Here is a 26,222-nt window from a genome sequence, read left to right as displayed (position 1 = left end):
AAAGACGTCAACGGGCCGGGGCGGCCTCGGGCCAGGGGACGTCCCCGCGCGAGGCGACGACGACCTGCTGGATGGGCATCTCGAAACCACGGGAGGACGTGAGGCCCACGGGCTCGAGCAGCCGGCGGAAGTCGGGCATGGACAGCACGTCGCCCTCGTTGGACACGTAGCGGCGCAGCGCGAAGTAGAGCGCGTCCAGGGGCCCATCGCGCCGGTCCGTCAGCAGGTAGCCGGAGATGAGGAGCAGGCCCCGGGGACGCAGCGCGCGGGCGAGCTGCCCGAAGAGGCGCGGCAGCTCCTCGGGAGGCAGCGCGGGAATGACCTGGGGCAGGAGGATGATGTCGTACTGGGACTCGCCATAGTCCACGGAGAGGCAGTCCCCGGCCCAATAGCGCGCGCGCCCCTCCAGCTTGAGCTTCGCGATGTTGGGCTTCACCTGCTCCAGGACGTGCTCGGAGTCCAGGTAGGTGACGTGCACGGAGGGGTCCGCCAGTCCGAAGGCGGCGCCCCAGACACCCGAGCCGGTGCCCACGTCGAGCACCCGTGCGTCCTTCAGCGGGCGCATGCTCGCAACGAGCTCCGCCGCCTTGCGGCCCAGCTTGAGGTGGGAGACGAAGATGCCGGTGATGCGCGAGGCGTTCTGCTGGTAGATGCGCTTCGCCGTCTCCGGGTCACGCAGATCCAGACGGAATTTGCGCTGGGTGACGGCCTCGTCCAGGTGCGCGAAAGCCTCCCAGTAGTCCATGGTGGCCGGCAGCGCGCGCTGGAAGTACGGCAAGCTGGTGGCATCCAGGGAGCGTCCGGCCAGCTCGGAGAAGCCGAAGGCATCGCCCTCCTGACGGACGAGCCCCATGGACACGAGCACTCCGAGCAGCACCCGCAGGGCCTCGGGCTGGGAGGCGGTGGCCTTCGCCAGCTCCTCGAACGGCCGGGGGCCGGACACCATGGCCTCGAGCAGGCCCACCGTGCCGCTCGTCACGAGCGCCTGGGTGCGCAGGAAGTTGCGGACGGCCCGGTCCTCGTAGTCCGCGGCGATGGGGCTCGGCGCGGGAGCACGGGGCGAGAGGAACTCCTGGCGATACCACCCGAGCAGATCAATGGAGCCACCCCGCCCCTCCACCGGAGCGCCCGTGCGCAGGGCCTCGGGCAGCTTCGCGGACACGAGCCAACCGTCCAGCGCCTCGCGCATCCGGGCGGCGAAACCCTCCTGACGCAGGAAGGCACTGGACGCCGGGAGCGAGTACCCCCTCCCCTCCTCCAGCCGGACGAAGCCGAGCCCGACGAGCGGCTCGATGACGGAGCGCGTGCCCCGCACGGTGCCGCCGATGCGCTGGGCGAGCGACTCCAGGGAGATGGGCGCGGAGGCCGCCTCGTCCGGGAGGTGCGCGAACATCCCGAGCGCGAAGGTGCCCAGGAGCGCCGCGGACTCGTTGCTCGCGTCACGAGCCCAGAAGTTGAGTTGTTGGACGAACGCCGTCTGGGAGAGCGCGGGGGTGGACTCGGCCAAGGTGCGTGCCTCGGGATCGCCTGGGGGGAGCCGAAGTATGGCCCAACCGGTTGCCCCTTTGCACCTGGGCTCCCGCTCAACCGAGCCGGCCTGAGCGGCTCAGGCCCGGGAGGGTTCGGCACGACGTGACAGGGAGAAGCCGCCCCGTCGTTCGTCAGTCATTCCGGAACCACTCCGCCGGGATGCCCAACTCCGCGAGAATCCGCTCGGGTGCGCGCTGCCCCTTGATTTCGCTAGCAACCCGAAGCCGCGGAAACGCTTCAGGTGGCTGGGCGAACTCTTCGACTCCCTCACCCCCTCGCCTGATGGTGACAAAAAAATCGTCCAGGCCCGGCGTGGCAATGACCGTATACACGGTCGCATGGGGAAACCGCTCCGACACAGTGATGTCGGCGTACCCGATGTCGCCCGTCCCGCTGGCGATAAGCAGTCCTCGCGACGTGTCCTCAAGACGATAGAGCCCCGGGACGAGCGGTTCGCCCGCTTCCTCCTCCAGCACCCGAATGGCCTCTTGCGCACAGACGCCTTCCGCCAGAGCGACCTTTTGCAGAGATTTCCTCGCGGGCGAGTCCGAAGAGTCCTCGGTACCTGGCAGCGGGCAGCCGAGAGACTTCGCCAGCTCTTCTGGGTCTACCTCCTCGACCTGTAGAGCACCGTTTCGCCATGACATGACGGTCCAGGGGTCGTTGGCGCGTTCAATCGAGTACACCGGCTCATCACCTTCGAGCGATAGTTCCTCGGCGAGTTGCATCTCCGCGCCCACGTCGCTGGGGTCCGTTCCCACGATGGCATGGTAATGGCCACTGCCCGGGATGACCTCGAAGGGCTGCTCATTCCCGAGTTCTTGATCCAAATCCGACATCACGATGGAGCGGGCAAGGCTCTCCAGCCGTGCGGGCTCACCTGGGGACAGAACCGCCCAGAGGGGCCACCGGGTCATGGCGCACCACCCGTCAAATCTTCTGGCAGCTCGAGTGCCACGCGTAATTGTTTCGTCGTCTCGAGTATCTGGGCTTCCTCCACCTCAATGACCCGTGTTCTCCGCGCGTTTCTTTGCAGGAAGTCTGTCAGCTTCTCCCGGGTCGGCCCAGTCAACTTGTCAGTAGAAAGCCACCCGTGCTGGGTGCGGCCGTGCGCACGCGGTGGCCGCATCACCAAGACGAGTGGGCATGCTGCACCTCCTCGCCTGTACGAGTCGCAAATTGTAAACGACCATAGAGATTGTTGAACTGGGTGGAACTATCGATCCAGGCAGCCCGATGAACAATGATTCACTACCAGCACGCAGGTGCGGCCCCTATGTAGAACCCATGCATTTCTGCCTGTCCGCCGAGACCGCGTTGGACACATGGCGGACTTCCAAACCGTGACGGAATCCCACCTTGAAGTGTTCGGGCCGCTCACGGGCCGCCGGCCCGGGCTCTCTCCACCCACCGCTTCCACGCGGTGGCGAGCGCCTCGGCGGCGGCCACCACGTCCTCCCGCGTCGTCGTCCGCCCGAGCGTCAGGCGCACCGAACCCAGCGCCGCCGAGGGCTCCACGCCCATGGCGGTGATGATGGAGGAGGCGGACTCCTCGCCCGCGTGGCACGCCGAGCCCGTGGACGCGGCCACCTCGGGAGCCGCCGCCAGCAGGGCGGTGCCACTCACTCCGGGGAAGCGGACGTTCAGCGTGTTGGGCAGCCGCTCCACCGGATGGCCGTTGAGCGCCAGTCCCGGGACGCGCGCCCGCAGCCGCTCCCACAGCTCATCGCGCAGTCCCCTCACCCGCGCCGACTCCGTCTCCACGGTGCGGAGCGCCACCTCGCAGGCCACCCCGAGCCCCACGATGGAAGCGACGTTCTCCGTGCCCGGACGCAGGCCGCGCTCGTGCCCCGCGCCGAGCAGCACCGGACGCACCGGCGTGCCCTTGCGCACGTACAGTGCCCCCACGCCCTTGGGCGCGCCGAACTTGTGGCCCACCACCGTGAGCAGGTCCACGCCGAGCCCCTCGACGGACACCGGCAGCTTGCCCACCGACTGGGCCGCGTCGGTGTGCATCAATACACCCCGCGCCCGGGCCTCGCGCGCCACCTCGGCGATGGGCTGCAGCACGCCCGTCTCGTTGTTGGCGTGCATGAGCGTGACGAGCGCCGTGTCGCTCCGCAGCGCGGCCACCGCCTCCGAGACATGGATGCGGCCCTCTCCGTCCACCGGAAGCCACGTCACCTGCCCGCCCTGTTTCTCCCATTGGCGGCACGGCTCGACGGTGGCCGGATGCTCGGTCACGCACGTCACCACGTGCCGCTTCTCCGGCAGCGCCGCCAGCACGCCGCGGATGGCGAGGTTGTTGGCCTCGGTGCCATGCGCGACGAAGAAGATCTCCTCCGCCGCCGCGCCGAGCAGCGCCGCCACCTGGGCCCTCGCCTGGTCGACGGCCGCCTTGGCCCGGCGCCCGTAGACGTGGGCACTCGACGGGTTGCCGAAGTGCTCGCGCAGGTACGGCACCATCGCGTCCACCACCTCGGGCAGCAACGGCGCGGTGGCGTTGTGGTCCAGGTAGATAGGGTGTTCGTGCATGGTCAGCTCCCCGCCCCCTCATAGTGCTTCAAGCTGAATCCCCAGACACGGGCGGCCACGAAGGTCACCACCACCCCGACGAGTGGCGAGCCGTACCCCAGCCAGGCATTGGCCTCCGGCCGGCCCAGCAACACGAGCCCCGGGAAATAGCTGATGAAGGCGAACGGAATCACCCAGGTGAGGAGCACGCGGAAGAGCTGCTCGTAGAGGGTGACGGGGAAGCGGGCCAGCGCCGTCATCTCCTGCACCAGCGTGCACAGCGACATGGTGGTGGAGGGCTCCCAGAACGCCAGGCACTGGGTGATGAAGAAGAGCGAGCCGACGAGCAGCACCGAGCCCACCATGCACACCGCCGCGAAGGCGTACTGCCAGGGCGCCAGGCTGAGGTGCAGCTCCGACCCCGCACGCACCAGCAGCACGAGCCCTAAGAGCACGCTGCCCACCCCGTGGAGGCTGGAGGCCTCGGTGACCACCTGCAACCCCGCGGGCAGCGGGCGCAGCAGCACCCGGTCCAGACGCCCCTCGTTGATGAGCTCCGAGAGCCGCCAGGGACCGTCGTAGAACAGCTCCACCAGCCCCATGGGGACGATGGCCAGCCCGTAGAGGAACAGCAGCTCCCACATCGTCCAGCCGTGCACCTGGGGCACCTGGCGGAACACCGCCCAGATGAACAGGAAGCCGGCCACATGGCGCATCGCCGCTCCGACGATGCCCACCCAGAAGTCGGCCTCGTACTCGAGCTGCGAGCGCAGGTGCAGCAGTTGGAGCCGGAAGTAGATCCACACCAGACGGGAGGGTCGCGCGAACATGCTCAGCCTCCCTGGATTTCCAGGGCACGCACCCCGGGACGCCACATCAGCCGGGCGAGCCCCCAGAGCGCCACCACCCAGAACGCCTGGACCGCCAGCGCTCGCGAGAGCGCGTCTCCCTGGAGGTCTCCCAGGTAGATGGCCAGGGGCGTGTGGAGGATGCCGTGAAAGGGAAACACGAGCGCGAGCGAGCGCAGCCACTCCGGGTACAGCTCCAGGGGAATCAGCGCCCCCGAGAGGATGCTCACCAGGGCCATCTGCAACCAGCTCACCCCCAGCCAGTTCATCGTCCAGAAGGTGATCAACGCCGAGATGAAGCCCACGAGGAAGCGGATGAGGAAGCCCAACAGCACGCTCACCCCGAACAGCACGGCCGCGCCCATCGAGACGGGCGGGAGCGCGTCCAGCCACACGAAGCCCACGGCGGCGATGACCACCGCCCCCAGGCCTCCACTCACCAGGGCCGAGCCGGTGCTGAGGGCGAGCTGTCCCCGGAGGATGTCATAGGGGCGCAGCAGCTCGGTGGCGATGTCGCCCATGCGGACCAGGATCACCATGCGGTAGACGGAGTCCGTGGCGTTGAGGAACAGGGCGAGCGACTGGGCGAGCAGCACATACGTCCGCATGCGCGCCCAGTCGAAGCTGCCCACCTGGGCGGTGGACGAGAACACCGCACCCCAGAGCTGATACGACACGGCCAGCCACACCAGGTTGGCCAGCAGGTTGAGCAGCACGGTGCGCGGGTAGGCGATCATCCGCTGCGCCCCGGTGAGGGCCAGCGCGAGGTAGCGGGAACGCGGCGCCATGCGCAGTCCCTCGAGCGAGGCGGCGCCGCTCATGGCCGCGCGTCCTGGGGCTTGGGCCGGCTCTTGTAGAGCTCGCGCAGGATGGACTCGATGCTGGGCTCCTGGATGCGCAGGTCCTGCACGGGCAGCGCGGCCAGCAGGCGGCCCACCACCGGACCCACCGGCACCTGCGTCATGTCGAACTGGACCACCAGCTCATGCGGCTCGGGCTGGGTGCTGCAGGCGGCGGGCAGCTCCGGCAGCGTCTTGCGCGCCACCTCGAGCGCATCCGGCAACTGCCCGCGCAGCGACAGGTGGATGGCGCAGTCCCGGCCGAAGCGCTCGCGCATGGTGCGCAGCGGCCCGTCGAAGATGATGCGGCCCTCGTCGATCATCACCATGCGCTCGCACAGGTCCTCGATGTCGCCCAGGTCGTGCGACGTGAGCATCACCGTCACGCCGCGCTCGCGGTTGATGTGGCGGATGAAGCGCCGGACGTTGTCCTTCACGGCCACGTCCAGCCCGAGCGTGGGCTCGTCCAGGTAGACGAGGTCCGGACCGTGGAGCAGCGCGGCGGCGACCTCGCAGCGCATCCGCTGGCCCAGGGAGAGCTGCCGCGCGGGCACCCGGAGCAGCTCGCCCAGCTCGAGCAGCTCGGACAGCTCGCCCAGGTTCCGGGTGAAGTCCGCCTGGGGCACGTCGTAGATGTCGCCGAGCAGCCGCAGGGACTCGAAGACGGGCAGGTCCCACCAGAGCTGCGAGCGCTGGCCGAACACCACGCCGATGTGCCGCGCGTTGGCGATGCGGTCGCGGTGCGGGTCCAACCCGCGCACGCGGACCTGTCCGCTCGTGGGAGCGAGGATGCCCGTCAGCATCTTGAGCGTGGTGGACTTGCCCGCTCCGTTGGGGCCGACGTACGCCACGCTCTCGCCGGCCTCGACACGCAGGTCGATGCGGTCCACCGCGGTGCGCTCCATGAAGCGGGGGCGCACGAGGTGCCGGACCGCGGCGGCGAATCCCGGTCCCTTGTCGGGGATGCGGAAGCTTCGGGTGAGTTGCTGGGCTTCAATCAATGACACGGGACTTCACCTTGCTCACGAGGCGGCGCGCTGGCCCACCGGCTCGCGCTTGCGCAGGACGTACTGTTCGAGGGCCTCCGCCGCCCGGCGGTGGCCGCCCCCCTCACGAAGCGTGGGCTGGAACTCCGCCAGCTTCGTGCGGTGGCTGGGATCCGCATCCACGGCCTCCACGGCCTGGAGCAGCGCCTGGGGATTCAGGGCAACGTCTTCCTTCAGCGCGCGGCCGAGCCCGAACGCCTCCACCCGCTTCGCCGACAGCGCATGCTCGGAGATTTGAGGGAAGACGAGCATGGGGACGCCGAACCACAGGCCCTCCATGACGGAGTTCATCCCGCCGTGGGTGATGAAGACCCGGGCCAGCTTCTGGAGGATCTCCGGCTGCGGCACGTAGGGGCGCAGGATGAAGTTGGAGGGAATCGGCCCGAGCGAGCCCAGATCGATGCCCTGCCCCACCACCATCACCACCTGCCAGCGTGTGCCACCGAAGGCCTCGAGGCAGGGGCGGTAGAACTCGGGGCGCTGGTTCAGCGGGGTGGTGCCCATGGACACGAGCAGGACGGGCTTGCCCTCGAGCTGCTCGAAGGGGAAGTCCGTGGGTGTCTCGCGGGGAGCCACGGTGGTGGGCCCCACGAACAGGAAGCGCTCGTCGAAGTGCTCGATGTCCGGGTGGAAGCTCCGGGGCACGCAGACGATGTTCAGGTCCTCGTAGGCCACGAACAGCTCGGGCATGCGCCGGCGCGGCACCCCATGGCGCCAGTGGAGCATCTCCGAGGCCCACCGCAGCCGGAGCATCGCGATGATCTCCTTCAGGGGAGGACGCGAAGGCTGCTCGCCGCCGGAGCCCACCTCGTTGCCGCTCTGCGTGGACTCGGGCAGCACGTACGTCGTGTAGAAGGAGGACGTGGGCAGGCGCAGCAGGTCCGCGGTGGCGCGGCCCCAGGTGGACATCACGTCGTAGACGACGCAGTCGGCGGCCTCGGTGCGCACGCGCGCGGCCATCTCGGGAGCGCGCTCCAGGCCCCGGCGGAAGGTGGCGAACAGGTGCGGCATCGCCTCCTCCAACATCTGGAGGCCCGTCTTCCCGGTGACGTCCTTCGTGACGTGGTGCAGGCCGAGCGCGTCGTCGATCTTCCGGAAGGCCGCGCCGGTGCCGCGCACGGCCTGCTCGTACGCCCCCGTCACGTAATAGACGACCTCATGGCCCCGGGAGACCAGCTCGCGGGCAACGGGCAAGGTCGGGCCAACATGGCCCTGCGCCGAGAACGGCAGGAAGACGAATTTCATCTCAATCGCGCGGGAAGAGGGTCGGGGAGTGGCGGTTGCGCTCCACCATGGCGGCGAAGGCACCGGGCAGCGTGGGGTGCGGATCCCCCGAGGCCTGGAAGACGAAGTGCTCGTAGTAGCGGGCGAGGTGCTCGCGCAGGAAGGCCGGGATGCTCTCGGCCACCCGCCGCGTCTCGGCGCGGTGCTTCGCCAGCTCGGGCGTCTCCTCCGCCACCGCCTCGGCGTGCGCTGGCCCGGGCTCGGCGGCACCGGGAGCGAAGACGGCCTCGCGGTAGAGCGCCAGGGCCCGGTTGCGCTGCTCCTGCGAGCGCGGGAAGAACAGCTTCACGGCCTGCGACAGGTTCGAGTACGCCGACTCGAGCTGCGGGAAGCTCGCGGGGAACAGCCGGGTGTTCACCATCACGTTGAGCCCGAAGGACTCGACGTGGTGCCACCACAGGGGCGGCATGACGAGCACGTCCCCGGGCTCCAGCACCGCCACCCAGGCCTCGCGCTGCGCCCGCTCGAAGAGCGGATAGCGCCGCAGGTCCGGCTCCAGCACCCGCACGAGGCTCGTCTGGCAGTACTCGAGCATGCGATCGAAGGGCGCCTGGTACAGGTGGGGCAGCGACTCGGGCGGGAAGAGCGTCACCCGCTTCACCCCGTTGACCATGCAGATGACGGTGGTGAAGTCGTCGTAGTGCAGGTTGACCACTTGCCCGTTGGAGCCCACCCACATCATCGCGATGTCGTTGTCCTCCGGGAGGAAGGGCAGCACGCCGGGTGCCAGCGCGCCGGAGAGCGGCGTGCCCTTCTCGATGAAGTGCGCCTGCATGTAGACGGAGTCGGCCGACTCGCCCCGCTGGCACTCCAGCAGCTCGCGCGCGAGCACGTCGAAGGGCACGTTCTCCCGCCGCGTGGCCTTGCCGAACGTCACCTGCTCGGGGTTGCCCTCCTGGAAGTGAAAGTGGCCCCGCAGCTGCTGGGGCAGGCGGTGGTAGGACACCGGCGTCTCGCCCACGAGCGAGCCCAACAGGGCCAGCTTCCGCTCGTCGCCCTCGCGCTCGCGCATCCGCTGGAAGAGCGGCCAGGACTCGAGGCTCCCCGTCACCACGAAGGGCTCCTGGAGCTGGGCGGTGACGAACTCCTCGCGGGAGATGCGGGAGATCCGGCGCACGGGCCTGGGGGTGAAGGGCAAGGGGGGGAGATTCATGGGGGGCATGCTAGCAGAGCGGCGCGGAAGGCCAGCCGGGCCCCCCAGCGGGCGGGCTCACCGGCTCCGGGAGCCCATCATCTGATGGATGGCGGCCTCCACCTCGGGGCCGTCCCAGCGCTGCTCGATGTCCTCCAGGCGCATCAGCTGCTCGATGAGGGCCTGGTGCTCCTGCTCCCTCTTCCAGGCCTCCACGTAGCTCATGGGGGTGAAGGAGATCATCGAGTAGAGCGACTGGTACTTGTCCGGGTAGAGGCTGTTGACCTTGCGCTCGAGCTTCCTGCGCAGGTGGAAGGAGGGGTCTCCCACGCGCTCGCGCAGCTCCCAGAAGTGCTGGAGGGCCAGGTCGGAGATGAGGTCCAGGTTCGGCTTGCGCAGCCGCGAGTAGTCGCGGAACGCGGGGCCCCAGGCGCCCTCGTGGGTGGTGAGGCACTGATCGAGCGTGGCGCAGTCCTCGAAGCCGGCGTTGATGCCCTGGCCGTAGAAGGGCACCAGGGCGTGGGCGGCATCCCCCACCAGCACCACCTTGTCCTGGTGGTACCAGGGCGAGCAGCGGATGGTGACGAGCGGGTTGGGCCGGCGGGAGAAGAACTCCGTGGCCAGGTCCGGCATCAGCGGCACGAGCTGGGGGAAGCGCTCCTCGAAGAGCCGCCGCACGTCCTCGGGCGTACGCAGGGACTCGAAGGAGCAGTCATCGCCCTCGGCGGGCAGCTGCAGCATGAGCATCAGGCTGCCGTCGAAGTTGGGCATGCCCAGCAGGCCCACCTCGCCGTCCGGCCAGAAGTGGATGGCGTTGCGCTCGAAGGGAGGCCGGCCGCCCGGCTGGAGCGGCACGGTCAGCTCCACGTAGCTGTGCGGGAAGAACTGCTGCGAGTAGTCGAACCGGCTGGAGCGCTGCAGCCGCTGGCGCACGATGGAGAAGGCCCCATCCGCCCCGACGATGCGCTGCGCCCGCCGCTGGAAGGTGGTGCCCGTCTGGATGTCCTGGAAGGTGAGCGTGTTGCTCTCCAGGTCCACGTCCAGGCAGCGCTGGCCGAAGTGGTAGGTGACGCCGGGCTGCTGCTGCGCGCACCGCAGCAACATCTCGTAGAGCTTGTTGCGCGAGATGCACTGGAGCGCCTCGCGCGAGTTGCCATAGGGCTGGAAGGTGGTGGAGCCGTCCCGCCCATGCACCGCGCGGCCGTAGAGCGGCACGGTGGCCTCGCGCACCTGCTCCTCGACCCCGAGCGTCCGCAGCACCCGCAGGCCCCGCTCGCACAGCGTCAGGTTGACGGTGGGGCGGATGGACAGGTCCGTGCGCAGCCCGCTGTCCCGATCGAAGACGTCCACCTTCAGGCCGCGCCTCGCCAGGAACAACGCGAGCACCGAGCCGACCGGACCTCCACCGACGATGATCACCTCGTCCGACGAGCTCATGACCGGCTGGCGCTCCTCACGGGCAGAAAGGGGGATCATCCGTCAGGCTCCCTCCCCGCCCACGCACCTGGCCGTCTCCGGCTTTCAAGAAGACGAGATGATTTCTACCCGATAATAAGAAACACCCGTGTAACCGGTAAGTCAAGGGCCGGGGTGGGACACGCGAGACGCCGGGGCTCAGGGCACGTCGGTGGGGTCCCACCCGGTGTACAGGTCCTCGTTCATCCCGTCGAGCCGCCGCAGGTCCTCGGGGGAGAAGGAGAAGTCGAAGACGCTGGCGTTCTCGCGGATGCGCTCGGCGTGAACCGACTTGGGGATGACCACGAGCCCATGCTCGAGGCACCAGCGGATGAGCACCTGCGCGGGGGACTTGCCGTACTTCCGGGCGAGCTCCACGACGCGAGGATCTCCGAGCCGCATGCCCTTGGTGAGCGGGCTGTAGGCCTCCACGGCGATGCCCTTGTCCGCGCAGTAGCGCAGCAGTGAAGGCTGGTGGAGGAAGGGGTGCTGCTCCACCTGGTTGACGGCGGGGACGACCCGGGCCTTGCCCAGCAGTTCCTCGAGGTGGTGCTCCAGGAAGTTGCTCACGCCGATGGCGCGGCACTTCCCGTCGGCGAGCAGCTTCTCCAGGGCGCGCCACGAGTCGAGCCGCCGGCCCGGCACGGGCCAGTGCACCAGGTACAGGTCCACGTACTCCAGCCCGAGGTCCTTCAGGCTCCGCTCACAGGCGCGCAGCGCGGAGTCATAGCCCTGGTCCTCGTTCCACAGCTTGGTGGTGACGAAGATGTCCTGTCGGGGCAGGCCGCTCTCGCGCACGGCGGCGCCGACGTCGCGCTCGTTGCCGTAGATGCGGGCGGTGTCGATGTGCCGGTAGCCGGCCGCGAGCGCCGCCAGCACGGCCTGGCGGGTCACCTCGCCCCGGGGCGCGCGGAAGACGCCAAGGCCCAGCCGGGGCAGCTCCACGCCATTGTTCAGCTTCACGGTGGACTGGAGGGTCAATTCCATGGGGAGCAGCTTGAGGGCGCGTGGACGGCCCTGTCCACCCTTCCCCGCCGCACGTATCCACGGGAAGGCGGGACGCGCCGGTGTTATGCCCGGGAGCCACCATGACGCGCACACTCACCATCGTCCCCCGTTGGGCCGGCCACTCCGGCTCGGACTTCTATCCCTGGCTCCTCCGCGAGCGGCCCCCGGGCTTCGACGCCGTGCGCGCGCTGGACATGCCGGAGCCGAAACAGCCCACGATTGGCACGTGGGTGCCCGCGCTCACCGCCACGCTGGGAACGGCGCCCGCGCCCGGAACGGTGTTGATGGGGCACAGCGTCGGATGCCAGGCGGTGGTGCGCTACCTGGCGGAGCTGCCTCCGGGGAGCACGGTGGACGGCGTGCTGCTCGTGGCGGCCTGGTGGGGCGTGGACAAGCCGTGGGACAGCCTCGTTCCGTGGATGGAGACACCGGTGGATCTCTCGCGGGTGCGCGCGGCCTCGCGCCGCTTCGTGGTGCTGCTGTCCGACAACGATCCCTTCACCTCGGACTTCCGTGAGAACGGGCGGCTGTGGAAGGAGCGGCTCGGCGCGGAGGTGGTGCTCGCCCCGGGCGCGCGCCACTTCAACGGCGAGCGGGAGCCGGCGGTGCTCGACGCACTGCGTCTGCATTTCGGGGAGACGCTCACTCCCTGACAAGCCGTCAGGGTTGCGCCCGGTGGGACGTCAGGAGCCAGACGCCCTGCCGCCATGCAGGCATGGTTCGGATCCCGCTTGGTTGACCGGCCACACGCAGGGTCAAAGGATTGAACCGTGATGAGTACGCAAGAGCCGAGGATCGTGGTCACGTCGACCGACATGGAGCGGCTGCGGACCCTCATCGACACGACCGCGGGCGACAAGGCGGACGCGCTCGATGCGGAGTTGCTGCGCGCGGAGGTCGTCGAGCCGACGCAGGTGCCGCCGGACGTCGTCACCATGAACAGCCGGGTGGTGTACCGGGACGAGGACACGGGGGAGACGCGGGAGGTGACGCTCTCCTATCCGAAGGACGCCTCGATGGAGCAGGGGCGGGTGTCCGTGCTGGCGCCCGTGGGAGCGGCGCTGCTCGGGCTGTCGGTGGGGCAGGAGATCGAGTGGCAGCTGCCGGGCGGGAAGCACAAGCGCCTGAGCATCCTCTCGGTGACCTACCAGCCGCAGGCCGCGGGCCACCACCACTGAGCCCCGGAAAAGCGGGCGACGCGGGAGTACGGAGCAGCCCCGAGCACGAGCCCGGGGACCTCTGTTACAAGCCCTGCGCCCATGCCGGTCTCCCCCACTCCGTCCCCGCTGAGCCGCGAGCGCTTCGAGGCGCTCGTCGCGGAGGGCTACAACCAGATTCCCCTCGTGCGCACGGTGGAGCTCCACGGTCTGAAGCCGGTGGACCTGCTGCGCGCCCTGCCCGCGGGCCAGCGCTTCCTGCTGGAGAGCACGCGGACCTCCAGCGAGGGCCGCTACTCCTTCGTGGGCACGAAACCCTTCCTCACCTTCCGGGCCAAGGGCCCCCGCTGCGAGGTGAACGGAGAGCCCCACCCGGGCGAGCCGCTGGCCGTGCTGCGCGAGCTGCTGAAGCGCTGGCGGGGCGTCCGGCTGCCGGGGATGCCGCTCTTCTGCGGCGGCGCGGTGGGATTCTTCGCCTACGAAGCGGCCCACTACTTCGAGTCCCTGCCGCGCCACCCGAACGACGATCTCCAGATGCCGGACATCGCGCTGGGCTTCGTGGACACCTTCGTGGCGGTGGACGCACAGGAGAACCGCGCGCTCGTGGTGGCCACGGGCGGTGACTACGGCGACTGCACGCGACGGGTGGAAGCCCTGGAGCGCCAGATCCACGAGTCCGTGGCCCGAGGGCCCACCCGGCCCGCCTGGCGCCTCGCGGACGGACAGACGCCGGACGTGGCGTGGCGCTCCAACTTCACGCAGGAGGACTACCTGCACGCGGTGGAGCGCGTGCGCGAGTACATCCGCGCGGGGGACACGTACCAGGTGAACCTCTCGCAGCGGCTGGAGGTGGAGCCGCGGCTGTCCGCGCTGGAGCTGTACGAGGTGCTGTCCACGGTCAGCCCGGTGCACTTCGCCAGCTACCTGGAGCTGGACGGCCTCGAGGTGGTGAGCGCCTCGCCCGAGCGGCTGGTGCGGGTGGAGGACGGAAGGGCCCTCACGCGGCCCATCGCGGGCACGCGCCGCAGGGGGACGCCGGAGGAGGACGCCCGCTTCGTCCACGAGCTGCGCACCAACGAGAAGGAGCGCGCCGAGCACGCGATGCTGGTGGACCTGGAGCGCAACGACCTGGGGCGCGTCTGCGCCTATGGCAGCGTCCAGGTGACGAAGCTGATGGAGATCACCGAGTACGCCCACGTCCTCCACATCGAGTCCGAGGTGGTGGGCCGGCTCGCCCCGGGCGTGGAGCCGCTCGACGTGGTGGCGGCGGTGTTCCCGGGCGGCACCATCACCGGCGTACCGAAGATCCGCACCATGCAGATCATCACCGAGCTGGAGCCCCACGCCCGGGGGCTCTACACGGGCTCGCTCGGGTACGTGAGCTTCACGGGCGAGCTGGACCTGAACATCGTCATCCGCACCGTGGTGCTGAAGGGCGGCAGGGCCCACGTGCAGGTGGGCGCGGGCATCGTCCACGACTCGGAGCCAAGGCGCGAGTACCAGGAGACGCTGCACAAGGCGCGCTCGCTGCTGCTCGCCCTGTCCGCGCGCCCGGAGGGAGACGCGGCATGATGCTGCTCATCGACAACTTCGACTCCTTCACCTTCAACCTCGTGCAGGCACTGGGAGGGCTCGGGGCGGAGCTGAAGGTGGTGCGCAACAACGCCCTCACGCTCGCCGGGGTGGAGGCGCTGAAGCCGGACCACATCGTCATCTCCCCGGGCCCGTGCACGCCGGACGAGGCCGGCATCTCGATGGAGGTCATCCGGGCCTTCGCGGGCCGGGTACCCATCCTCGGGGTGTGCCTGGGCCACCAGTCGCTGGGGCAGGTGTTCGGCGGGCGCGTCGTGCGGGCGCCGGTGCCCGTGCACGGGAAGACGGCGGACATCCACCACGATGACCGGGGCGTCTTCCGCGGCCTGCCGAGGCCCTTCGTCGCCGCGCGCTACCACTCGCTGGTGGTGGACCGGGCGAGCCTCCCGGCATGCCTGGAGGTCTCCGCCTGGTGCGGCGAGCTGGTGATGGGCCTGCGCCACCGCGAGTACCCGTGGCTGGAGGGCATCCAGTTCCATCCCGAGTCCTTCCTCACGCCGCACGGCAACCAGCTGCTCGCCAACTTCCTGGAGGCGCGCATCGGATGACGGGGACGGTGGCGGTGAACGGCGAGGTGTGCCGGCTGGAGGACCTGCGGCTCCAGGACTTCCTCCAGTCCTTCTTCTTCGGCGCGGGTTTCTTCGAGACGCTCCTCGTCGAGGAGGGCGCTCCGATGTTCCTCGCTCGGCACCTGACGCGGCTGCGCGAGAGCCTCGGGGCGCATGCGGGCTGCGTGCACGCGCCTCCGCCCGAGGTGCTCACCCCCGAGGCCGTCCGCGAGGCGCTGCGCCGGTGCCTGGAGGCGGAGGCCACGCTGAGGCCTCGCTTCACCGGCGTGGCCAAGCTGGTGGCGGGAGATGGGAAGCTGCTGCTGTCCTTCCGGCCCCTGCCCCCGCGAGCCCCGGGCGAAGGGGTGGTCCTCGACTCGGTGGAGGACCGCTGCTACCGCCGGGGCGATCCCACCCTGAATCACAAGAGCGTCTCGTACCTGCGGCAGTACGCGCACCTCGGGCGCGGCACCGTCTTCGTCAACGAGGCCGGGGAGCTCTGCGAGGTTCCGAATGGGAACCTGTTCTTCCTCGTGGGCGATGCCGTGGTGACGCCGCCGCTGGAGACCCCGTGCCTCCCCGGCATCATCCGCTCCGTGCTGCTGCGGGAAGGGCGGCTCGGGGAAATGCCCATCGTGGAGCGCACCTTGCTTCGGGGGCAGGTAGAGGACGTACGCGGCTGCGTCCTCACCAACTCCGTGAGCCTCGCCCTGGCCGTCCCGCGGCTGCTCGGGAGGGAGCTGCCCGAAAGCCTCGCGCTGGCAGAACAGGCCCGCGCTGTCGTGCGGGAGTACGCGCGACGGGAAGCGTGACGACCCTCACCCTGGCCCTCTCCCAGAGGGAGAGGGGAGGTCTCGAAAGCCGAGGCCCTGTGCGACTTCGGCGTCCGTGAGCAGGCGGCAGGCGCCCTCCGGCACGTCCAGCACCAGCGAGCCCACGGCCTCGCGGTGCAGCGTCCGCACCGGGTGCCCCACCGCCGCCAGCATCCGCTTCACCTGGTGGTGCCGCCCCTCGGTGAGCACCAGCTCGACCCGGTCCGCGGCCAGCAACCGGGCGCCCGCCGGCCTGGTCGGTCCGTCGTCGAGCACCACGCCCTCGCGCAGCCGCTGGAGGGCCGCCTCGGAAGGAGTGCCCTCGACGTCCGCCACGTAGCGCTTGGGCACGTGCGTCTCCGGCGAGGTCGCGTGCGCCACCAGCCGCTCCTCGTTGGTGAAGAGCAGCAGGCCCGTGGTGTCCCGGTCCAACCGCCCCACCGCGTACCACTCATGGCCGCACAGTTCTGGCGGCAGCACCGCGCGCAGCCGCTCGAAGACGGTGCCGATGCCCTCGGGATCGCTCCCGTGCACCACCACGCCCGCGGGCTTGTGGAACATCAGCGCCAGCGTCCGCGCCTCCAGCGAGCGGAGCGTCCCATCCACCCGCACCCCGCTGCCCGCGTGCACCGGCGCGAAGGGCTCGCGCTCCACACGCCCGTCCACCTCCACCCGTCCCTCCCGGATGGCCTGCTCCGCCTCGGCCCGGGGCATCACCCCGGCACGCCCCAGCGCTCGCGCCAGCCAGTCCGCGCGGTGTCCCTCCGGCACCGGCTCCTGGCGCCGGCGCGCGGCCTCCAACCACCGGGGTGTCTTCGGCTTCCTCGCCATCCGCGAATCCCCTCCTGCTGCGTTGATTTCCCATTCCTATTCCCACCCTCCGGGCCCCACCCCCTCCGCCGCCTGCTTCGCGAGCGTTCCCCGCTCCCGTCCTGGCGCCTGCCTGAGCATGCCTAGCTTGAAGCATGTGTGGGCCATTCCCGGATGAGCACCACCACAGTCAACCTACTCGGAGGAAAACGCATGGCAACCGTGACTGAAGGGGGAATGCAGGGTTCCAGTTTTACCGGCACCAGCCAGTCCATCGGGACGGAGCAGGACACCGGTTTCACGGCTCAGGGCAAGGAGCAGGTGAAGCGCTTCACCGGTGTGACGCGGGACCGCGTCTACCACCAGATCGACGATCGCAAGGGCGATCTCATCAAGAGCCTCCACGGCTTCGTCTCCACGCTGGAGAACGCCTCGCAGAACGCGGACGGCTTCTCTCAGCAGCTGCTCAACGGCGCCGTGGGCTACGTGCGCCAGTTCTCGGACCGCATCGAGAACGGCTCCACCGAGGAGCTGGTGCGTGACGCGAAGCAGTTCATCCGCGAGAAGCCCGCGCCCTTCTTCGCCGGCTGCGTCGCCCTCGGCTTCCTCGCCGCCCGCATCCTCAAGGATTAGGAGGGGACACGATGCAACCGGGCAACCCCAACACTCGAAGTGGCTTCGACTACGAAGACCGCACCGTCCCAGGTGATGGGATGTCGGGACGCGCGTTCGGCTCGCTGGTGGGCGAGTTCTTCGATCAGGGCAAGCGCCTCATCCGCGCGGAGATCGCCCTGGCCAAGACCGAGCTGCGCCAGGAGGTGACGAAGGTCAAGGCGGGCAGTGTGATGGTGGGCGTGGGAGGCGTGCTGCTGCTCATCGGCGCCCTCGCCTTCGCGGCCTTCGCCATCGTCCTGCTGGACCTCGTGCTGCCGCTGTGGGCCGCCGCGCTCATCGTCACGGTGCTCTTCCTCGCCATCGGCGCGGGGGTCGCCATGGCGGGCATCAAGAGCCTCGAGCAGGTCCACGCACCGAACCAGACCATTCAAACCCTGAAGGAGGACAGTCAATGGGCGAGCAGGACGTTCCAATCCGTGAAATCTCAGATGCACGGGCACGCATGAGCGAGCTCGCCGATGAGCTGGCCCGGCGCATGGAGCCGGAGCACCTCAAGGCGATCGCCGCGGAGAAGGTCTCGGACCTCAAGGAGCAGGCCCGGGAGAAGGCGGTGGAGAAGGTCGACGAAATCAAGACGCAAGCCAGGGAGACCGTGATGCGCAAGAGCCACGAGGTGAAGGAACGGGCGGACACGCCCAGGGGCTGGAGCATGTTGGGAGCGATTCTCGGTGCCGGAGTGGGCTCGGCGCTGATGAAGAAGGCCTTCGACGTGCGCCAGCAGTCGCACTGGAACAGCCGGATGTACGGCGACCATGACCGGAGCACCCCGTCCCTGGTGCCCGCACCGGATGGGGGCCTGATGCGGCCCACCGGCGACAAGCTGGGCTCGCTGGGCACCGCCGGCCTCGACGTGCGCACCAGCACGGACGTGGGCACCTCCTCGTCCATGAACCTGGGCGGCGTGGACAGCGGCGGCGGCCTGAAGGAGCGCGCCTCGGACGTCATGGACATGGCCAAGGACAAGGCCTCTGACATCAAGGAGCGCGCCAGCGGCCTGGTGGACCGGGCCATGGACAAGACCCACGGGCTGCGTGAGCGCATCCCGGACCGCGGGCAGATCCGCCACCAGGCCTCGGACTGGTACGGCACCGTGTCCGAGAATCCGGTGCTGCTGGCCATCGGCGGCCTCGCCATCGGCGCGCTGTTCGCCAGCTTCATCCCGGTGACCAACCGCGAGCGCCAGCTCATCGAGCCCGCCAAGGCCAAGGTCAAGGAGCGCATCTCCACCCTCGGCGACCAGCTCGAGAGCAAGCTCTCCGGGCAGACCGGGGAAGAGGGCACCCAGGACGAGGAGTTCCAGGCCTCGGCGTCCTCGGAGAGCGAGCGCGAGCGTGGCTCCATTCCTCCGCTGCCGCCGCTCGATGATTACACCTCCGTGCACTGAGCCGGGCGCCCCCTGACGCGGGGCCGGGCTTGGAGCCACGAAGCGCACGAGGCCGGACGGGGCGTCATCGCCTCGCCCGGCCTTGCTTTGTGCGGGGGCTCTCGAGTGTGGGAACTACCGGGCCGGAGGAAGGGCCCGCCACTCGCGGTCGAGCAGGGCGTAGATGAGGGAGTCACACCACTCGCCCTTGTAGAAGCCGTTCTCGCGGAAGTGGGCTTCCTGGCGCATGCCGAGCTTCTCCATGACGCGGAAGGAGCCGGGGTTGCGCGGGTCGCAGTCGGCCCACATGCGGTGCAGGCCGAGCGTCCCGAAGCCGAAGTCCATGAGGCCCCGCGCCGCCTCGGTGATGTAGCCCCGGCCCCACTGCGAGCGGTCGAGGATGTACCAGAGGGAGGCCTCGCGCAGCTCGGGGTCGGTGATGCGCATGCCGCAGCGCCCGATGAGCCGGTGGCTGTCGCGCAGCACCACGGCGAAGTCGTAGACGTGCCGGGGCGTCTCGCGCGCGAGGGCCATCACCCGGAGGATGTAGTCCCGGCTCTCCTCGGGGGTGCGGACGCCATGGGACTGGTAGCGCACCACCTCGGGGTCGGACTCGTAGGGGTGGGTGGCGCGCCAGTCGTCCTCCACGAATTCGCGCAGCAGCAGGCGGGACGTGGTCAGGGGCGTGGTGAGCAGCATGGCCTTCAGGTCTCCGGGCCCGGAGTGCTGGCGAAGAAGGGATGGGCCTTTCCCTGCTCGTCCACGTAGGTGAAGTCCTGGAAGCGCGCGGCATCCGGAGCCTCCTGGTGCTGGCGGGCCTCCACGAGCCGCGCGTGCGACAGGGAGGACAGGTCGGCCTCCTTCACCCCGGCGAGGGCGAGGAAACCGGGGACGCTGTCGCCGTCACGCAGGAGCGTGGGCCGGTGTCCCTTGAAGTCGAGGGCGGTGGAGACGCGCTGGAGGGCGGCGTGGGCCTGGGAGAGTTGCTTCGCGGTGCGCATGCGCAGGGCGACCTCCTCGCGGGTCTGGCAGGTGCCGTCCACGTGGACGCTGAGGCTCAGGGAGTCCTGACCGATGGAGAAGGCGACGACGCGGCTCTTGGGGAGCTCGCCGGAGAGGGCGGTGGCGGCGGCTTCGGCGGCCTCGCCCTCGGCACGGGGCCACAGCCGCAGCGCCTTGCCCGGACCGGCGGCGAGGAAGGCCGGCAACGGGCGGGAGCCCAACCAGCGCTGCACCTTGGTCCGGGCCGCTCCCAACAAGATGAAACCCTGCGCGAAGTCACTCATGGGCCGTATGAGCACGGCGAAGTGGCCCGTTCGTCAAGAAGAAGGAACGACCCGCCACCCCTGGGAGCCCTTGCCTTCTTCGAGAACCATCCGGATCGGCTTGGCCTCGACGAGCCCCGTCTCCTCGAGCGGATATTCCTCGACAGGCCTGTCCACCATCACCATGAGGCGGAGGAGCCTCTCCGCGGGCTGGCCCATGGGGGCCGGAGCATCAACGCGCTCCCACTTGGAGACGGTCGTCTTGTCCACGCCCATCTTGTCCGCGAAGTCCTTGCTGGAGAGCCCGAGGTACTTCCGCAGGAAGCGGATCTCCTTCGGACCCAGCTTCTCCCGGCGCCGGGCAACCACCATGGCCAGCTGGCGGTGCATCTCCGCAATCTTATAGATGCCCAACTGATGCTCGCCGCATTTGGGACACCGGTAGACCATGACCCCCTTCAAGGTGACGCCATCCAGACCGATGAGGTCATCCTTGATGTTCTCCCGGGTTCCCTTCATGGGCGTGCCGCATGTGAGACACTTGCTGTTCACCGGTTCCTCCGCATAGCGGTCACCACAATGAGCGTGCTCTCGTCATGAAAGGCGATGACCACGCGAATCTTCGCGGTCTCGACGTGGTACCGCCAGCTCCCGTTCTCCCACTCGGGTTCACGCACTACGCCTCCGCGAAGCACGTTCTCCACGTCTCTTAGCGATAGCTCGTCCTTCCGCATCTCGTCCTTGGCATGTCTGCTGAAGACGACCCATCCGCTGCCCTGGATGGCCCTGATCCGCCTCTTCGCGTCACTCGCCCGCAGGTGACCTGGAACATCACTCATTGGAGAAATACCAACTCTTGGAGAAACTTCAACTCCGCTCGTCTGCTCTCCAGGCGTTCTGCAAGCTGCTCGCCAGTCCGGTTCCCGAGGGAATCAGTGCCGCTGTGGCATGGAAGTGCGGCTCGCGATGGAGACGGCGGGTCTCCCGCGCGGACGGAGGAGGCAGGCGGGTTGACGCCGGGAGTGACAAAGGCTTCGTTTGACTCCCCGAAGGCCCTCTGACATGTGCGGCCTGTGCTCCCGGCAGAACAGCTCGTCGCGCTCCAGGCGCCTCCTCCCGTCCCAGCGGTGTCGTTCACGCTGCGGCTCGGGCAGGCGCTGCACCGCTATGGCACTCCCGCTCATCAGCTGGAGGAGCAGATGCGCCTGGTGGCTCAACGGCTGGGCCTGGAGGCCCGCTTCTTCTCCACCCCTACCTCCATCTTCGCGTCCTTCGGACCCCCCGAGGACCTGAAGACCTCCCTCATCCGCGTGGAGCCCGGGGAGATGGACCTCGGCCGGCTGGCCCGGCTCGATGCGCTCGCCGACTCCGTCATCCGCGGCGAGCTCTCTCCCGAGGACGGCGCCGAGCGCGTCGAGTCCATCCTCGCCGAGCCCCCTCGCCACGGCAGTCCCTTGCTCCTGCTGTGCTGGGCGCTGGCCGCTGTCGGTGGTGCCCGGCTCTTCGGCGGTGGCCCGCGCGAGATGGGCGTCGCCGCGCTGATCAGCCTCCTCATCGGCGGGTTGGATCTGTGGACGCGCCGCCAGTCCTCGACCATGTGGGTGCTGGAGCCGGTGGCCGCCATCCTCTCCTCGGCCCTCGCCGTCATCGCCGCGAGCCTCGTGGGGCCCCTCTCCGTGCAGATCGTCACCCTGGCGGGCCTCATCGTGCTGCTGCCCGGCCTCAGCCTGACGGTGGCCCTCAACGAGCTCGCCACGCGCAACCTCATCTCCGGCACCTCACGGCTCACCGGCGCGGCGATCGTGTTCCTCGAGCTCGGCTTCGGTGTGGCGCTGGGCTCCCGGCTCGCGGAGTGGTTCCCCCTGCCCACGAAGCTCGGCCCCGTGTCCGACCTCCCCGGCTGGACGGAGCCGCTCGCCCTCGTGTCCATGCTGTTCGGTGTGAGCGTCCTCTTCCGCGCCCGGCCCCAGGACTGGGGATGGATCGGCGTGGCCGGCACGCTCGCCTACGTGGGCTCGCGCCTGGGCTCCGAGGTGCTCGGCACGCAGCTGGGCGCCTTCGTCGGAGCGCTCATCGTGGGGCTCGTCACCAACCTGCTCGCCCGCGTGCGCAACCGCCCCGCCGTCATCACCCTGGTGCCCGCCATCATGGTGCTGGTGCCCGGCAGCATCGGCTTCCGCAGCATGGAGTCCCTGCTCGCCCGCGACGTGCTCGCCGGCGTGGACACCGCCTTCTCCATGCTCATGGTGGCCGTGGCCCTCGTCGCCGGACTCCTCTTCGCCAACGCCCTCGTCCAGCCGCGCAAGGTGCTCTGACTCAGCCCCGGTGCCGCTCGGCGACGCGGTAGAGCCTCGTCAGCGAGAAGTCCAGCAACGCCTGGCACGAGGCCATGTAGTGGCGGGCGCGGACGAAGGGAAACCAGACACGGTGGCCCACGAGCACCTGGGCTTCCTCGAGCTTCTGGCGCGGTATCCACCGGCCGCCGAGATTGCGCACCAGCACCTCACCCAGGTACGCGCCAATCGCGGGCACCGCATACGCCTCGATGTTTTCCCGCAGGCGGCTCTTCGGGAAGGACTCGCGCCAGAAATAGAAGTCCACGTCCGTGAGGGACTCGGGCGTCTCCTGGAAGACGGAGGGCACCGGCGTGTGCAGCAGGGCCACCAGGTGCTCGGCGAGGTCGCTGTAGTGCTCCAGGGCGCGCGCCGGGTCGTCCACGTCCGGGGGCAGGGCGGAATCGGCGGGGCGCCACTCCTCGGGCTCGGGGGGTTGCCAGGCGTTGAGCTCGGCGATCCTGCGCTGGCGCTCGTGGCTGGCGGTGCGGTCCACCACGCGCGAGAGGAGCGGGGCCACGTCCGGGTGGAAGCGAGGCTCCACGGGGGCGAGCATGGCGCTGCGCTCGCGCAGGGCGTGCAGGAGGGTGTCGAAGTCCAGGTCCGGCCGCAGGTGGGCATGGGCGCGGGCCTGGGCCAGGCGCGCCTCGTCGCTCGCGAAGTCCGCGGCGGTGGGCCTCGTCACCAGCAGGACGCAGCCGTTGGGCAACTCCTCCACCCGCCAAGCCGGCGTGGACAGCATCCGCTCGCGCCCGACGCTCTCCACCAGCTTCGGCCCGAAGACGTTGAGCCAGAAGACGCCGTAGATTTTGTCGAAGCCGTCCCTGAACACGGTCTCGTCATCGCGACCGAAATTGGGGGAGCCCGCCAACTGCGCGTCATCACCGCTGTGGGCCCTGGCATACGTCACGGGATAGCGGGAAGCCCAGGCACGCACCATCTCCACGAGTTGACGGCAACGCTCCGCCTCCCCGAAGAAGGAGAGCGGTTTCACCTTGAGCCAGACATCCAGAGTGGGAGGCCGGGGAGGCAGCCATAGCCCGATTGACATATCCAACGCTGGCCACTTCGTACGGTAGAGCCCGAAGCTCGTGCTGTCTCCGTCGTGCTTCTCCTGCAATGCCTTCCAGAGGGAGGCGCGGGCGTAGTTGCGTTGCCGCTTGCCTTCAACGACATCCGGCATCCACCCGCTGGCGTATTCCTCGAGCGCTTGGAAGAAGGGCTCCAGCTCGCGCTCCAGTGCCGCCCGTGGGTCGAAGGTGCCTTCGAAGGAAAGCCGGAGGAAATCCTCATCCTTCACGCCGTGAAATTCCAGCACCTTCATTGGAACAGAACCTCCACTGCCGGCACCTTCCTCTTGGTTTCGTCCATGGCCTTCCGCAAGTCGTCTGCCATCGAGGGCTTGAGCTTGCCACCCTCGTAAACGAGGCGGACCCGCTGAATGGGTACCTCGCGGCTCCCGGAGAGCATGGAGTGGACCGAATCCCGGCGGATGTCCAGCGTCCCCCCGTACTTCTGGAGTGCTTCCCCCGCGTCCTCAATCATCTGCGCCTTCAATGCCTCGTACTTGAGCCCCGAGAGATCGCGGCTCTTGAAGCTGAAGGTCTCGACGCGAGGAGGCACTCCGGCAGGCCCGCCCTCCTCGATGACGAGCACATCCGCATAGCGCAAGCCGCTCTCCGGCTTCCAGACTCCCACGGACCTCGAGATGCGAGGTTTGACGAAGGCTCCGAGGAAGTGACGCTGGGCCCGGGGCAGCAGCGCGTCAGCCTCCAGCAACTCCACCATGAGGCGCTCGAAGGTCAGTCCCCGGGCGAACCACCCCCTCATCTGCTCATAGGCATCCCAGCGCATGGGGGCCTTGGTCGCCTTGCCCTGTTCGAGCTCTCGCAGGCGCTCCTCGTAGTAGGCCACGTACTCTCCCCAGCGCGGGTTGCCCTCGGCGCCGGGCGGTGGAGCGTCCAGGGAGGGCCGTTGCTTCTCCAGCACCGCCACGTCCCGGGGCAGACGCGGGCCCGGAGCCTCCCACTCCATCAGCGCCAGCCGCGCTTCCACCACCTCCCGGGTGAGCCCCGCCCCCTCGTCCACCAGTGAGGCCATTCCCCCGGCGCGCTCGGCCGCTCCGGCCTCGAGGCGGGCACGAGCGCCGTCGTCCACCACGGAGGCCACCTTCCCGGCCCCCTGGTGCGCCCCGCTTTCCGCCGGGGCGCCGGTGGCCCCGGGACGGGCCCTGGACATCATCGCCTGGGCCCGGGCCACGTTGCCCCGCGCCTGGTGCAGCGCCAGCGCCGCGTCCACTCCTCCCACGGCCACGAAGTGGCCCACCTCCCGGCGCTCACGTATCCACCGGGCCAACTCCCGCAGGCCCTCCCCGGGCAGCTTCGCCTCCAGCTCTTGCGCCACCGCCTGGAGGCTCCGCAGGCGCTGCTCCACGGTTGGGAGCCCGCCGCGCGCGGGCAGCCCGGCCCCCCGGGCCTGGGACAGGGCGCGCACGCCTTTGCCTCCGGCATACAGCGTCCCCAGCAGCAGGGCGGGTGCGAGCTCGCGCGCGGCCTGCTCGTAGTGGCCCTGGCCGAAGGAGTACGCCCCTTGGCCCGTGCCGATCACCAGGTAGTAGAAGCCCAGCGGCACCCCGAACGTCAGGGAGTCGAAGGTGCCCAGTGCCACACTGCCCGCCGAGAAGTGCCGCAGCGCCAGGGCCCGCTCCACCTCGCGAGCGGCGTGCTGGTAGGGCGGGGGCAATTGCGCCCACCGTCCCGTCATCTCCAGGTAGCGCCCGCCGTCCACCAGGGGGCTGGTGGCGAGCGCGTCGCGGGCGGCACGGCCCAGGCCCCGCAGCACGTCCCCGCCCCGCTCGGCCCGCTCCGGGTAGCGCGAGAGGGACAGGCCACGCGCCCGCAACTCCTCGCGCACCGCGGGCATGAGGGCCAGCGTCTGTCCCAGCAGCTTGTCCCCGGCCAGCAGCCGCAGCACCGCGTCCACTTCGTCGTCGTGGGCCGAGTGCAGCACGAAGAGGGCGAACACCTCGGCATGGAAGAGGCCGTAGCGCTCGGTGGCGCTCACCAGGAAGGCGGCGCGCTTGCGCTGCAGCAGGGCGGCGGCGTCCTCGCGCACCGGCCCCAGGGCGCCCAGCCGCACCGCGCTCCACTCGTCCAGAGCCTCCACCAGCCGGGGCATGTCCACACGCTGCTGCAGGGCGACGTACTCGGCGGGCGAGGTGCAGGTGAGGAAGGGCGCCAGCAGCGCTTCGCCGCCGGAAGAGAAGTCCGGCCAACCCGGGGGCACAGCCTGGCCGCCGCAGGTGGCGGGACCGAGGGGGACGGTTCCCCCGCTGGCCACCCCATGTACGGCCGCCTCGCGGGTGTCCGAACCCAGGCCACGAGCACTCCGCCGACGGCGCAAGCGCCGCGGTGCGCCTTCCTCCGGGGAGGTGGCGGAGCCGGACGCCTGGAAGGGGGACGGTTCGACCCCCGGTTCTCGACGTTGAGACAGGGCGCGCGGGCCCGGCGTGCCGCAGCCGGAAGTGAGCAGGAGGACCCCCAGCAGCAGCACCGCCCACCGGGGCGCACCCGCCGCCGGACGTGGAGGTTCACGACGATTGGACACGCGGCACCTCCCAAGCCCGGAAGCGGGGGGGGCTTCAGGCCTTCCCGTCCGGAAGCGCTCCCGCGGCCCGCGCCACCTCCACCGCGCGGAGGATGGCCTCCGGCGTCGCGGGCGAGGCCAGGTCCACCGGGGTGCGCGCGGGGCCGAAGGCAGACACCGCGTGCCGCAGCGCCGTCACCGCCCCGATGGCCAGCATGAACGGGGGCTCGCCCACCGCCTTGCTGCCGTGGAGGGTGTTGTCCTGGGGCGCCCGCTCCAGCAGGGCCACGCGGAAGTCCTCGGGCGCGTCGCCCACCGCCGGAATCTTGTACGTGTCCGGCGAGTGCGTGACGAGCCGTCCCTTCGCGTCGAAGAGCACCTCCTCGCACGTGAGCCAGCCCACGCCCTGGATGAAGGCGCCCTCC

27 protein-coding genes are annotated in these 26,222 nt (G+C 69.7%); 9 read left to right on the top strand and 18 right to left on the bottom strand.

Annotation, left to right across the window (positions count from 1 at the left end; genetic code table 11):
- Nucleotides 1-7: 7 nt before the first annotated feature.
- From VFZ09_RS01565 to VFZ09_RS01520, 10 genes are all read right to left on the bottom strand, one after another.
- The gene (locus VFZ09_RS01565) at nt 8-1,507 is read right to left on the bottom strand and encodes a class I SAM-dependent methyltransferase (RefSeq protein ID WP_329725650.1); all 1,500 of its coding nucleotides are present in this window, start codon (nt 1,505-1,507) and stop codon (nt 8-10) included.
- A 154-nt stretch (nt 1,508-1,661) separates the two neighbouring features.
- Complete coding sequence (locus VFZ09_RS01560; protein ID WP_329725649.1) at nt 1,662-2,447, bottom strand: hypothetical protein; 786 nt, start codon at nt 2,445-2,447, stop codon at nt 1,662-1,664.
- Nucleotides 2,448-2,907: 460 nt separating this feature from the next.
- A complete protein-coding gene (locus VFZ09_RS01555; RefSeq protein WP_329725648.1) occupies nt 2,908-4,065 on the bottom strand; it encodes a cysteine desulfurase family protein in 1,158 nt (385 codons plus the stop codon).
- A gap of 2 nt (nt 4,066-4,067) precedes the next feature.
- Nucleotides 4,068-4,874 (bottom strand): ABC transporter permease, encoded by an 807-nt coding sequence (locus VFZ09_RS01550; protein WP_329725647.1) that lies wholly within the window; start codon nt 4,872-4,874, stop codon nt 4,068-4,070.
- A 2-nt stretch (nt 4,875-4,876) separates the two neighbouring features.
- A complete protein-coding gene (locus tag VFZ09_RS01545; protein ID WP_329725646.1) occupies nt 4,877-5,713 on the bottom strand; it encodes an ABC transporter permease in 837 nt (278 codons plus the stop codon).
- Entirely contained in the window at nt 5,710-6,738 is a 1,029-nt protein-coding gene (locus VFZ09_RS01540; RefSeq protein ID WP_329725645.1) for an ABC transporter ATP-binding protein, read from the bottom strand. Before VFZ09_RS01540 ends, VFZ09_RS01545 begins: the two co-directional genes overlap by 4 nt.
- A gap of 15 nt (nt 6,739-6,753) precedes the next feature.
- Nucleotides 6,754-8,022 carry a macrolide family glycosyltransferase gene (locus VFZ09_RS01535; RefSeq protein WP_329725644.1) on the bottom strand — a complete coding sequence of 423 codons (1,269 nt, stop codon included), beginning with the start codon at nt 8,020-8,022 and terminating at the stop codon, nt 6,754-6,756.
- A 1-nt stretch (nt 8,023) separates the two neighbouring features.
- Nucleotides 8,024-9,214 carry a cupin-like domain-containing protein gene (locus tag VFZ09_RS01530; protein ID WP_329725643.1) on the bottom strand — a complete coding sequence of 397 codons (1,191 nt, stop codon included), beginning with the start codon at nt 9,212-9,214 and terminating at the stop codon, nt 8,024-8,026.
- A 57-nt stretch (nt 9,215-9,271) separates the two neighbouring features.
- Entirely contained in the window at nt 9,272-10,630 is a 1,359-nt protein-coding gene (locus VFZ09_RS01525; RefSeq protein WP_329725642.1) for an NAD(P)/FAD-dependent oxidoreductase, read from the bottom strand.
- Between the two features lie 177 nt (nt 10,631-10,807).
- The gene (locus VFZ09_RS01520; protein WP_329725641.1) at nt 10,808-11,635 is read right to left on the bottom strand and encodes an aldo/keto reductase; all 828 of its coding nucleotides are present in this window, start codon (nt 11,633-11,635) and stop codon (nt 10,808-10,810) included.
- A 101-nt stretch (nt 11,636-11,736) separates the two neighbouring features.
- Between VFZ09_RS01520 and VFZ09_RS01515 the strand changes: the two genes are divergently transcribed.
- From VFZ09_RS01515 to VFZ09_RS01495, 5 genes are all read left to right on the top strand, one after another.
- Nucleotides 11,737-12,309, top strand: coding sequence for an RBBP9/YdeN family alpha/beta hydrolase (locus VFZ09_RS01515; RefSeq protein ID WP_329725640.1), 573 nt, complete (start codon nt 11,737-11,739; stop codon nt 12,307-12,309).
- 120 nt (nt 12,310-12,429) lie between these two features.
- A complete protein-coding gene (gene rnk / locus VFZ09_RS01510) occupies nt 12,430-12,834 on the top strand; it encodes a nucleoside diphosphate kinase regulator (RefSeq protein WP_329725639.1) in 405 nt (134 codons plus the stop codon).
- Between the two features lie 81 nt (nt 12,835-12,915).
- Nucleotides 12,916-14,385 carry an anthranilate synthase component I family protein gene (locus tag VFZ09_RS01505; RefSeq protein WP_329725638.1) on the top strand — a complete coding sequence of 490 codons (1,470 nt, stop codon included), beginning with the start codon at nt 12,916-12,918 and terminating at the stop codon, nt 14,383-14,385.
- Nucleotides 14,382-14,954, top strand: coding sequence for an aminodeoxychorismate/anthranilate synthase component II (locus VFZ09_RS01500; protein WP_329725637.1), 573 nt, complete (start codon nt 14,382-14,384; stop codon nt 14,952-14,954). The genes VFZ09_RS01505 and VFZ09_RS01500 overlap by 4 nt, the downstream gene beginning before the upstream one ends.
- A complete protein-coding gene (locus VFZ09_RS01495; protein ID WP_329725636.1) occupies nt 14,951-15,766 on the top strand; it encodes an aminotransferase class IV in 816 nt (271 codons plus the stop codon). The genes VFZ09_RS01500 and VFZ09_RS01495 overlap by 4 nt, the downstream gene beginning before the upstream one ends.
- Nucleotides 15,767-15,772: 6 nt before the next feature.
- On the opposite strand, the gene VFZ09_RS01490 is transcribed toward VFZ09_RS01495, so the two are convergent.
- Nucleotides 15,773-16,597 (bottom strand): pseudouridine synthase, encoded by an 825-nt coding sequence (locus VFZ09_RS01490; protein ID WP_329725635.1) that lies wholly within the window; start codon nt 16,595-16,597, stop codon nt 15,773-15,775.
- A 192-nt stretch (nt 16,598-16,789) separates the two neighbouring features.
- On the opposite strand from VFZ09_RS01490, the gene VFZ09_RS01485 reads away from it, so the two are divergent.
- Genes VFZ09_RS01485 through VFZ09_RS01475 form a run of 3 tightly spaced genes read left to right on the top strand, consistent with a single transcriptional unit; the run spans nt 16,790 to nt 18,635 of the window.
- Nucleotides 16,790-17,209 carry a hypothetical protein gene (locus VFZ09_RS01485; RefSeq protein WP_329725634.1) on the top strand — a complete coding sequence of 140 codons (420 nt, stop codon included), beginning with the start codon at nt 16,790-16,792 and terminating at the stop codon, nt 17,207-17,209.
- 11 nt (nt 17,210-17,220) lie between these two features.
- Nucleotides 17,221-17,697: a phage holin family protein gene (locus tag VFZ09_RS01480; RefSeq protein WP_329725633.1), complete on the top strand. Its 477-nt coding sequence runs from the start codon at nt 17,221-17,223 to the stop codon at nt 17,695-17,697.
- On the top strand, nt 17,694-18,635 hold the full coding sequence (locus tag VFZ09_RS01475; protein WP_329725632.1) for a hypothetical protein: 942 nt from the start codon (nt 17,694-17,696) through the stop codon (nt 18,633-18,635). Before VFZ09_RS01480 ends, VFZ09_RS01475 begins: the two co-directional genes overlap by 4 nt.
- Before the next feature lie 114 nt (nt 18,636-18,749).
- Here the strand turns inward: VFZ09_RS01475 and VFZ09_RS01470 are convergent, their stop codons facing one another.
- From VFZ09_RS01470 to VFZ09_RS01455, 4 genes are read right to left on the bottom strand one after another with little or no spacing between them, the layout of a single operon-like run.
- Nucleotides 18,750-19,313, bottom strand: a complete 564-nt coding sequence (locus VFZ09_RS01470) for a GNAT family N-acetyltransferase (RefSeq protein WP_329725631.1) — start codon at nt 19,311-19,313, stop codon at nt 18,750-18,752.
- Between the two features lie 5 nt (nt 19,314-19,318).
- Nucleotides 19,319-19,900 (bottom strand): hypothetical protein, encoded by a 582-nt coding sequence (locus VFZ09_RS01465; RefSeq protein ID WP_329725630.1) that lies wholly within the window; start codon nt 19,898-19,900, stop codon nt 19,319-19,321.
- A 33-nt stretch (nt 19,901-19,933) separates the two neighbouring features.
- The gene (locus VFZ09_RS01460) at nt 19,934-20,431 is read right to left on the bottom strand and encodes a type II TA system antitoxin MqsA family protein (protein ID WP_329725629.1); all 498 of its coding nucleotides are present in this window, start codon (nt 20,429-20,431) and stop codon (nt 19,934-19,936) included.
- Nucleotides 20,428-20,718, bottom strand: coding sequence for a DUF4258 domain-containing protein (locus VFZ09_RS01455; protein WP_329725628.1), 291 nt, complete (start codon nt 20,716-20,718; stop codon nt 20,428-20,430). Before VFZ09_RS01455 ends, VFZ09_RS01460 begins: the two co-directional genes overlap by 4 nt.
- A 234-nt stretch (nt 20,719-20,952) precedes the next feature.
- On the opposite strand from VFZ09_RS01455, the gene VFZ09_RS01450 reads away from it, so the two are divergent.
- Complete coding sequence (locus VFZ09_RS01450) at nt 20,953-22,194, top strand: threonine/serine exporter family protein (RefSeq protein WP_329725627.1); 1,242 nt, start codon at nt 20,953-20,955, stop codon at nt 22,192-22,194.
- A gap of 1 nt (nt 22,195) precedes the next feature.
- Here the strand turns inward: VFZ09_RS01450 and VFZ09_RS01445 are convergent, their stop codons facing one another.
- The 3 genes from VFZ09_RS01445 to VFZ09_RS01435 all read right to left on the bottom strand — a co-directional run.
- Nucleotides 22,196-23,536, bottom strand: coding sequence for a hypothetical protein (locus VFZ09_RS01445; RefSeq protein WP_329725626.1), 1,341 nt, complete (start codon nt 23,534-23,536; stop codon nt 22,196-22,198).
- A complete protein-coding gene (locus tag VFZ09_RS01440) occupies nt 23,533-25,614 on the bottom strand; it encodes a hypothetical protein (RefSeq protein WP_329725625.1) in 2,082 nt (693 codons plus the stop codon). The genes VFZ09_RS01445 and VFZ09_RS01440 overlap by 4 nt, the downstream gene beginning before the upstream one ends.
- 238 nt (nt 25,615-25,852) lie before the next feature.
- Nucleotides 25,853-26,222, bottom strand: a 370-nt coding sequence (locus tag VFZ09_RS01435) for a molybdopterin cofactor-binding domain-containing protein (protein WP_329725624.1), incomplete at its 5' end; no start/stop codon positions are given.

It is taken from the genome of Archangium sp., from assembly GCF_036277355.1.
In the GTDB taxonomy this organism is placed as follows: domain Bacteria; phylum Myxococcota; class Myxococcia; order Myxococcales; family Myxococcaceae; genus Archangium.
This window is presented reverse-complemented; position numbering and strand designations above follow the sequence as displayed.

Excerpts from the sequence above, each read along its gene's own strand:
- VFZ09_RS01550 (WP_329725647.1), bottom strand. The coding sequence starts at position 4,874 with ATGTTCGCGCGACCCTCCCGTCTGGTGTGGATCTACTTCCGGCTCCAA.
- VFZ09_RS01475 (WP_329725632.1), top strand. The coding sequence starts at position 17,694 with ATGAGCGAGCTCGCCGATGAGCTGGCCCGGCGCATGGAGCCGGAGCAC.
- VFZ09_RS01480 (WP_329725633.1), top strand. The coding sequence starts at position 17,221 with ATGCAACCGGGCAACCCCAACACTCGAAGTGGCTTCGACTACGAAGAC.
- VFZ09_RS01505 (WP_329725638.1), top strand. The coding sequence starts at position 12,916 with ATGCCGGTCTCCCCCACTCCGTCCCCGCTGAGCCGCGAGCGCTTCGAG.
- VFZ09_RS01500 (WP_329725637.1), top strand. The coding sequence starts at position 14,382 with ATGATGCTGCTCATCGACAACTTCGACTCCTTCACCTTCAACCTCGTG.
- rnk (WP_329725639.1), top strand. The coding sequence starts at position 12,430 with ATGAGTACGCAAGAGCCGAGGATCGTGGTCACGTCGACCGACATGGAG.
- VFZ09_RS01525 (WP_329725642.1), bottom strand. The coding sequence starts at position 10,630 with ATGAGCTCGTCGGACGAGGTGATCATCGTCGGTGGAGGTCCGGTCGGC.
- VFZ09_RS01485 (WP_329725634.1), top strand. The coding sequence starts at position 16,790 with ATGGCAACCGTGACTGAAGGGGGAATGCAGGGTTCCAGTTTTACCGGC.
- VFZ09_RS01515 (WP_329725640.1), top strand. The coding sequence starts at position 11,737 with ATGACGCGCACACTCACCATCGTCCCCCGTTGGGCCGGCCACTCCGGC.
- VFZ09_RS01465 (WP_329725630.1), bottom strand. The coding sequence starts at position 19,900 with ATGAGTGACTTCGCGCAGGGTTTCATCTTGTTGGGAGCGGCCCGGACC.
- VFZ09_RS01530 (WP_329725643.1), bottom strand. The coding sequence starts at position 9,214 with ATGAATCTCCCCCCCTTGCCCTTCACCCCCAGGCCCGTGCGCCGGATC.
- VFZ09_RS01455 (WP_329725628.1), bottom strand. The coding sequence starts at position 20,718 with ATGAGTGATGTTCCAGGTCACCTGCGGGCGAGTGACGCGAAGAGGCGG.
- VFZ09_RS01470 (WP_329725631.1), bottom strand. The coding sequence starts at position 19,313 with ATGCTGCTCACCACGCCCCTGACCACGTCCCGCCTGCTGCTGCGCGAA.
- VFZ09_RS01545 (WP_329725646.1), bottom strand. The coding sequence starts at position 5,713 with ATGAGCGGCGCCGCCTCGCTCGAGGGACTGCGCATGGCGCCGCGTTCC.
- VFZ09_RS01495 (WP_329725636.1), top strand. The coding sequence starts at position 14,951 with ATGACGGGGACGGTGGCGGTGAACGGCGAGGTGTGCCGGCTGGAGGAC.
- VFZ09_RS01490 (WP_329725635.1), bottom strand. The coding sequence starts at position 16,597 with ATGGCGAGGAAGCCGAAGACACCCCGGTGGTTGGAGGCCGCGCGCCGG.
- VFZ09_RS01555 (WP_329725648.1), bottom strand. The coding sequence starts at position 4,065 with ATGCACGAACACCCTATCTACCTGGACCACAACGCCACCGCGCCGTTG.
- VFZ09_RS01535 (WP_329725644.1), bottom strand. The coding sequence starts at position 8,022 with ATGAAATTCGTCTTCCTGCCGTTCTCGGCGCAGGGCCATGTTGGCCCG.
- VFZ09_RS01445 (WP_329725626.1), bottom strand. The coding sequence starts at position 23,536 with ATGAAGGTGCTGGAATTTCACGGCGTGAAGGATGAGGATTTCCTCCGG.
- VFZ09_RS01560 (WP_329725649.1), bottom strand. The coding sequence starts at position 2,447 with ATGACCCGGTGGCCCCTCTGGGCGGTTCTGTCCCCAGGTGAGCCCGCA.
- VFZ09_RS01520 (WP_329725641.1), bottom strand. The coding sequence starts at position 11,635 with ATGGAATTGACCCTCCAGTCCACCGTGAAGCTGAACAATGGCGTGGAG.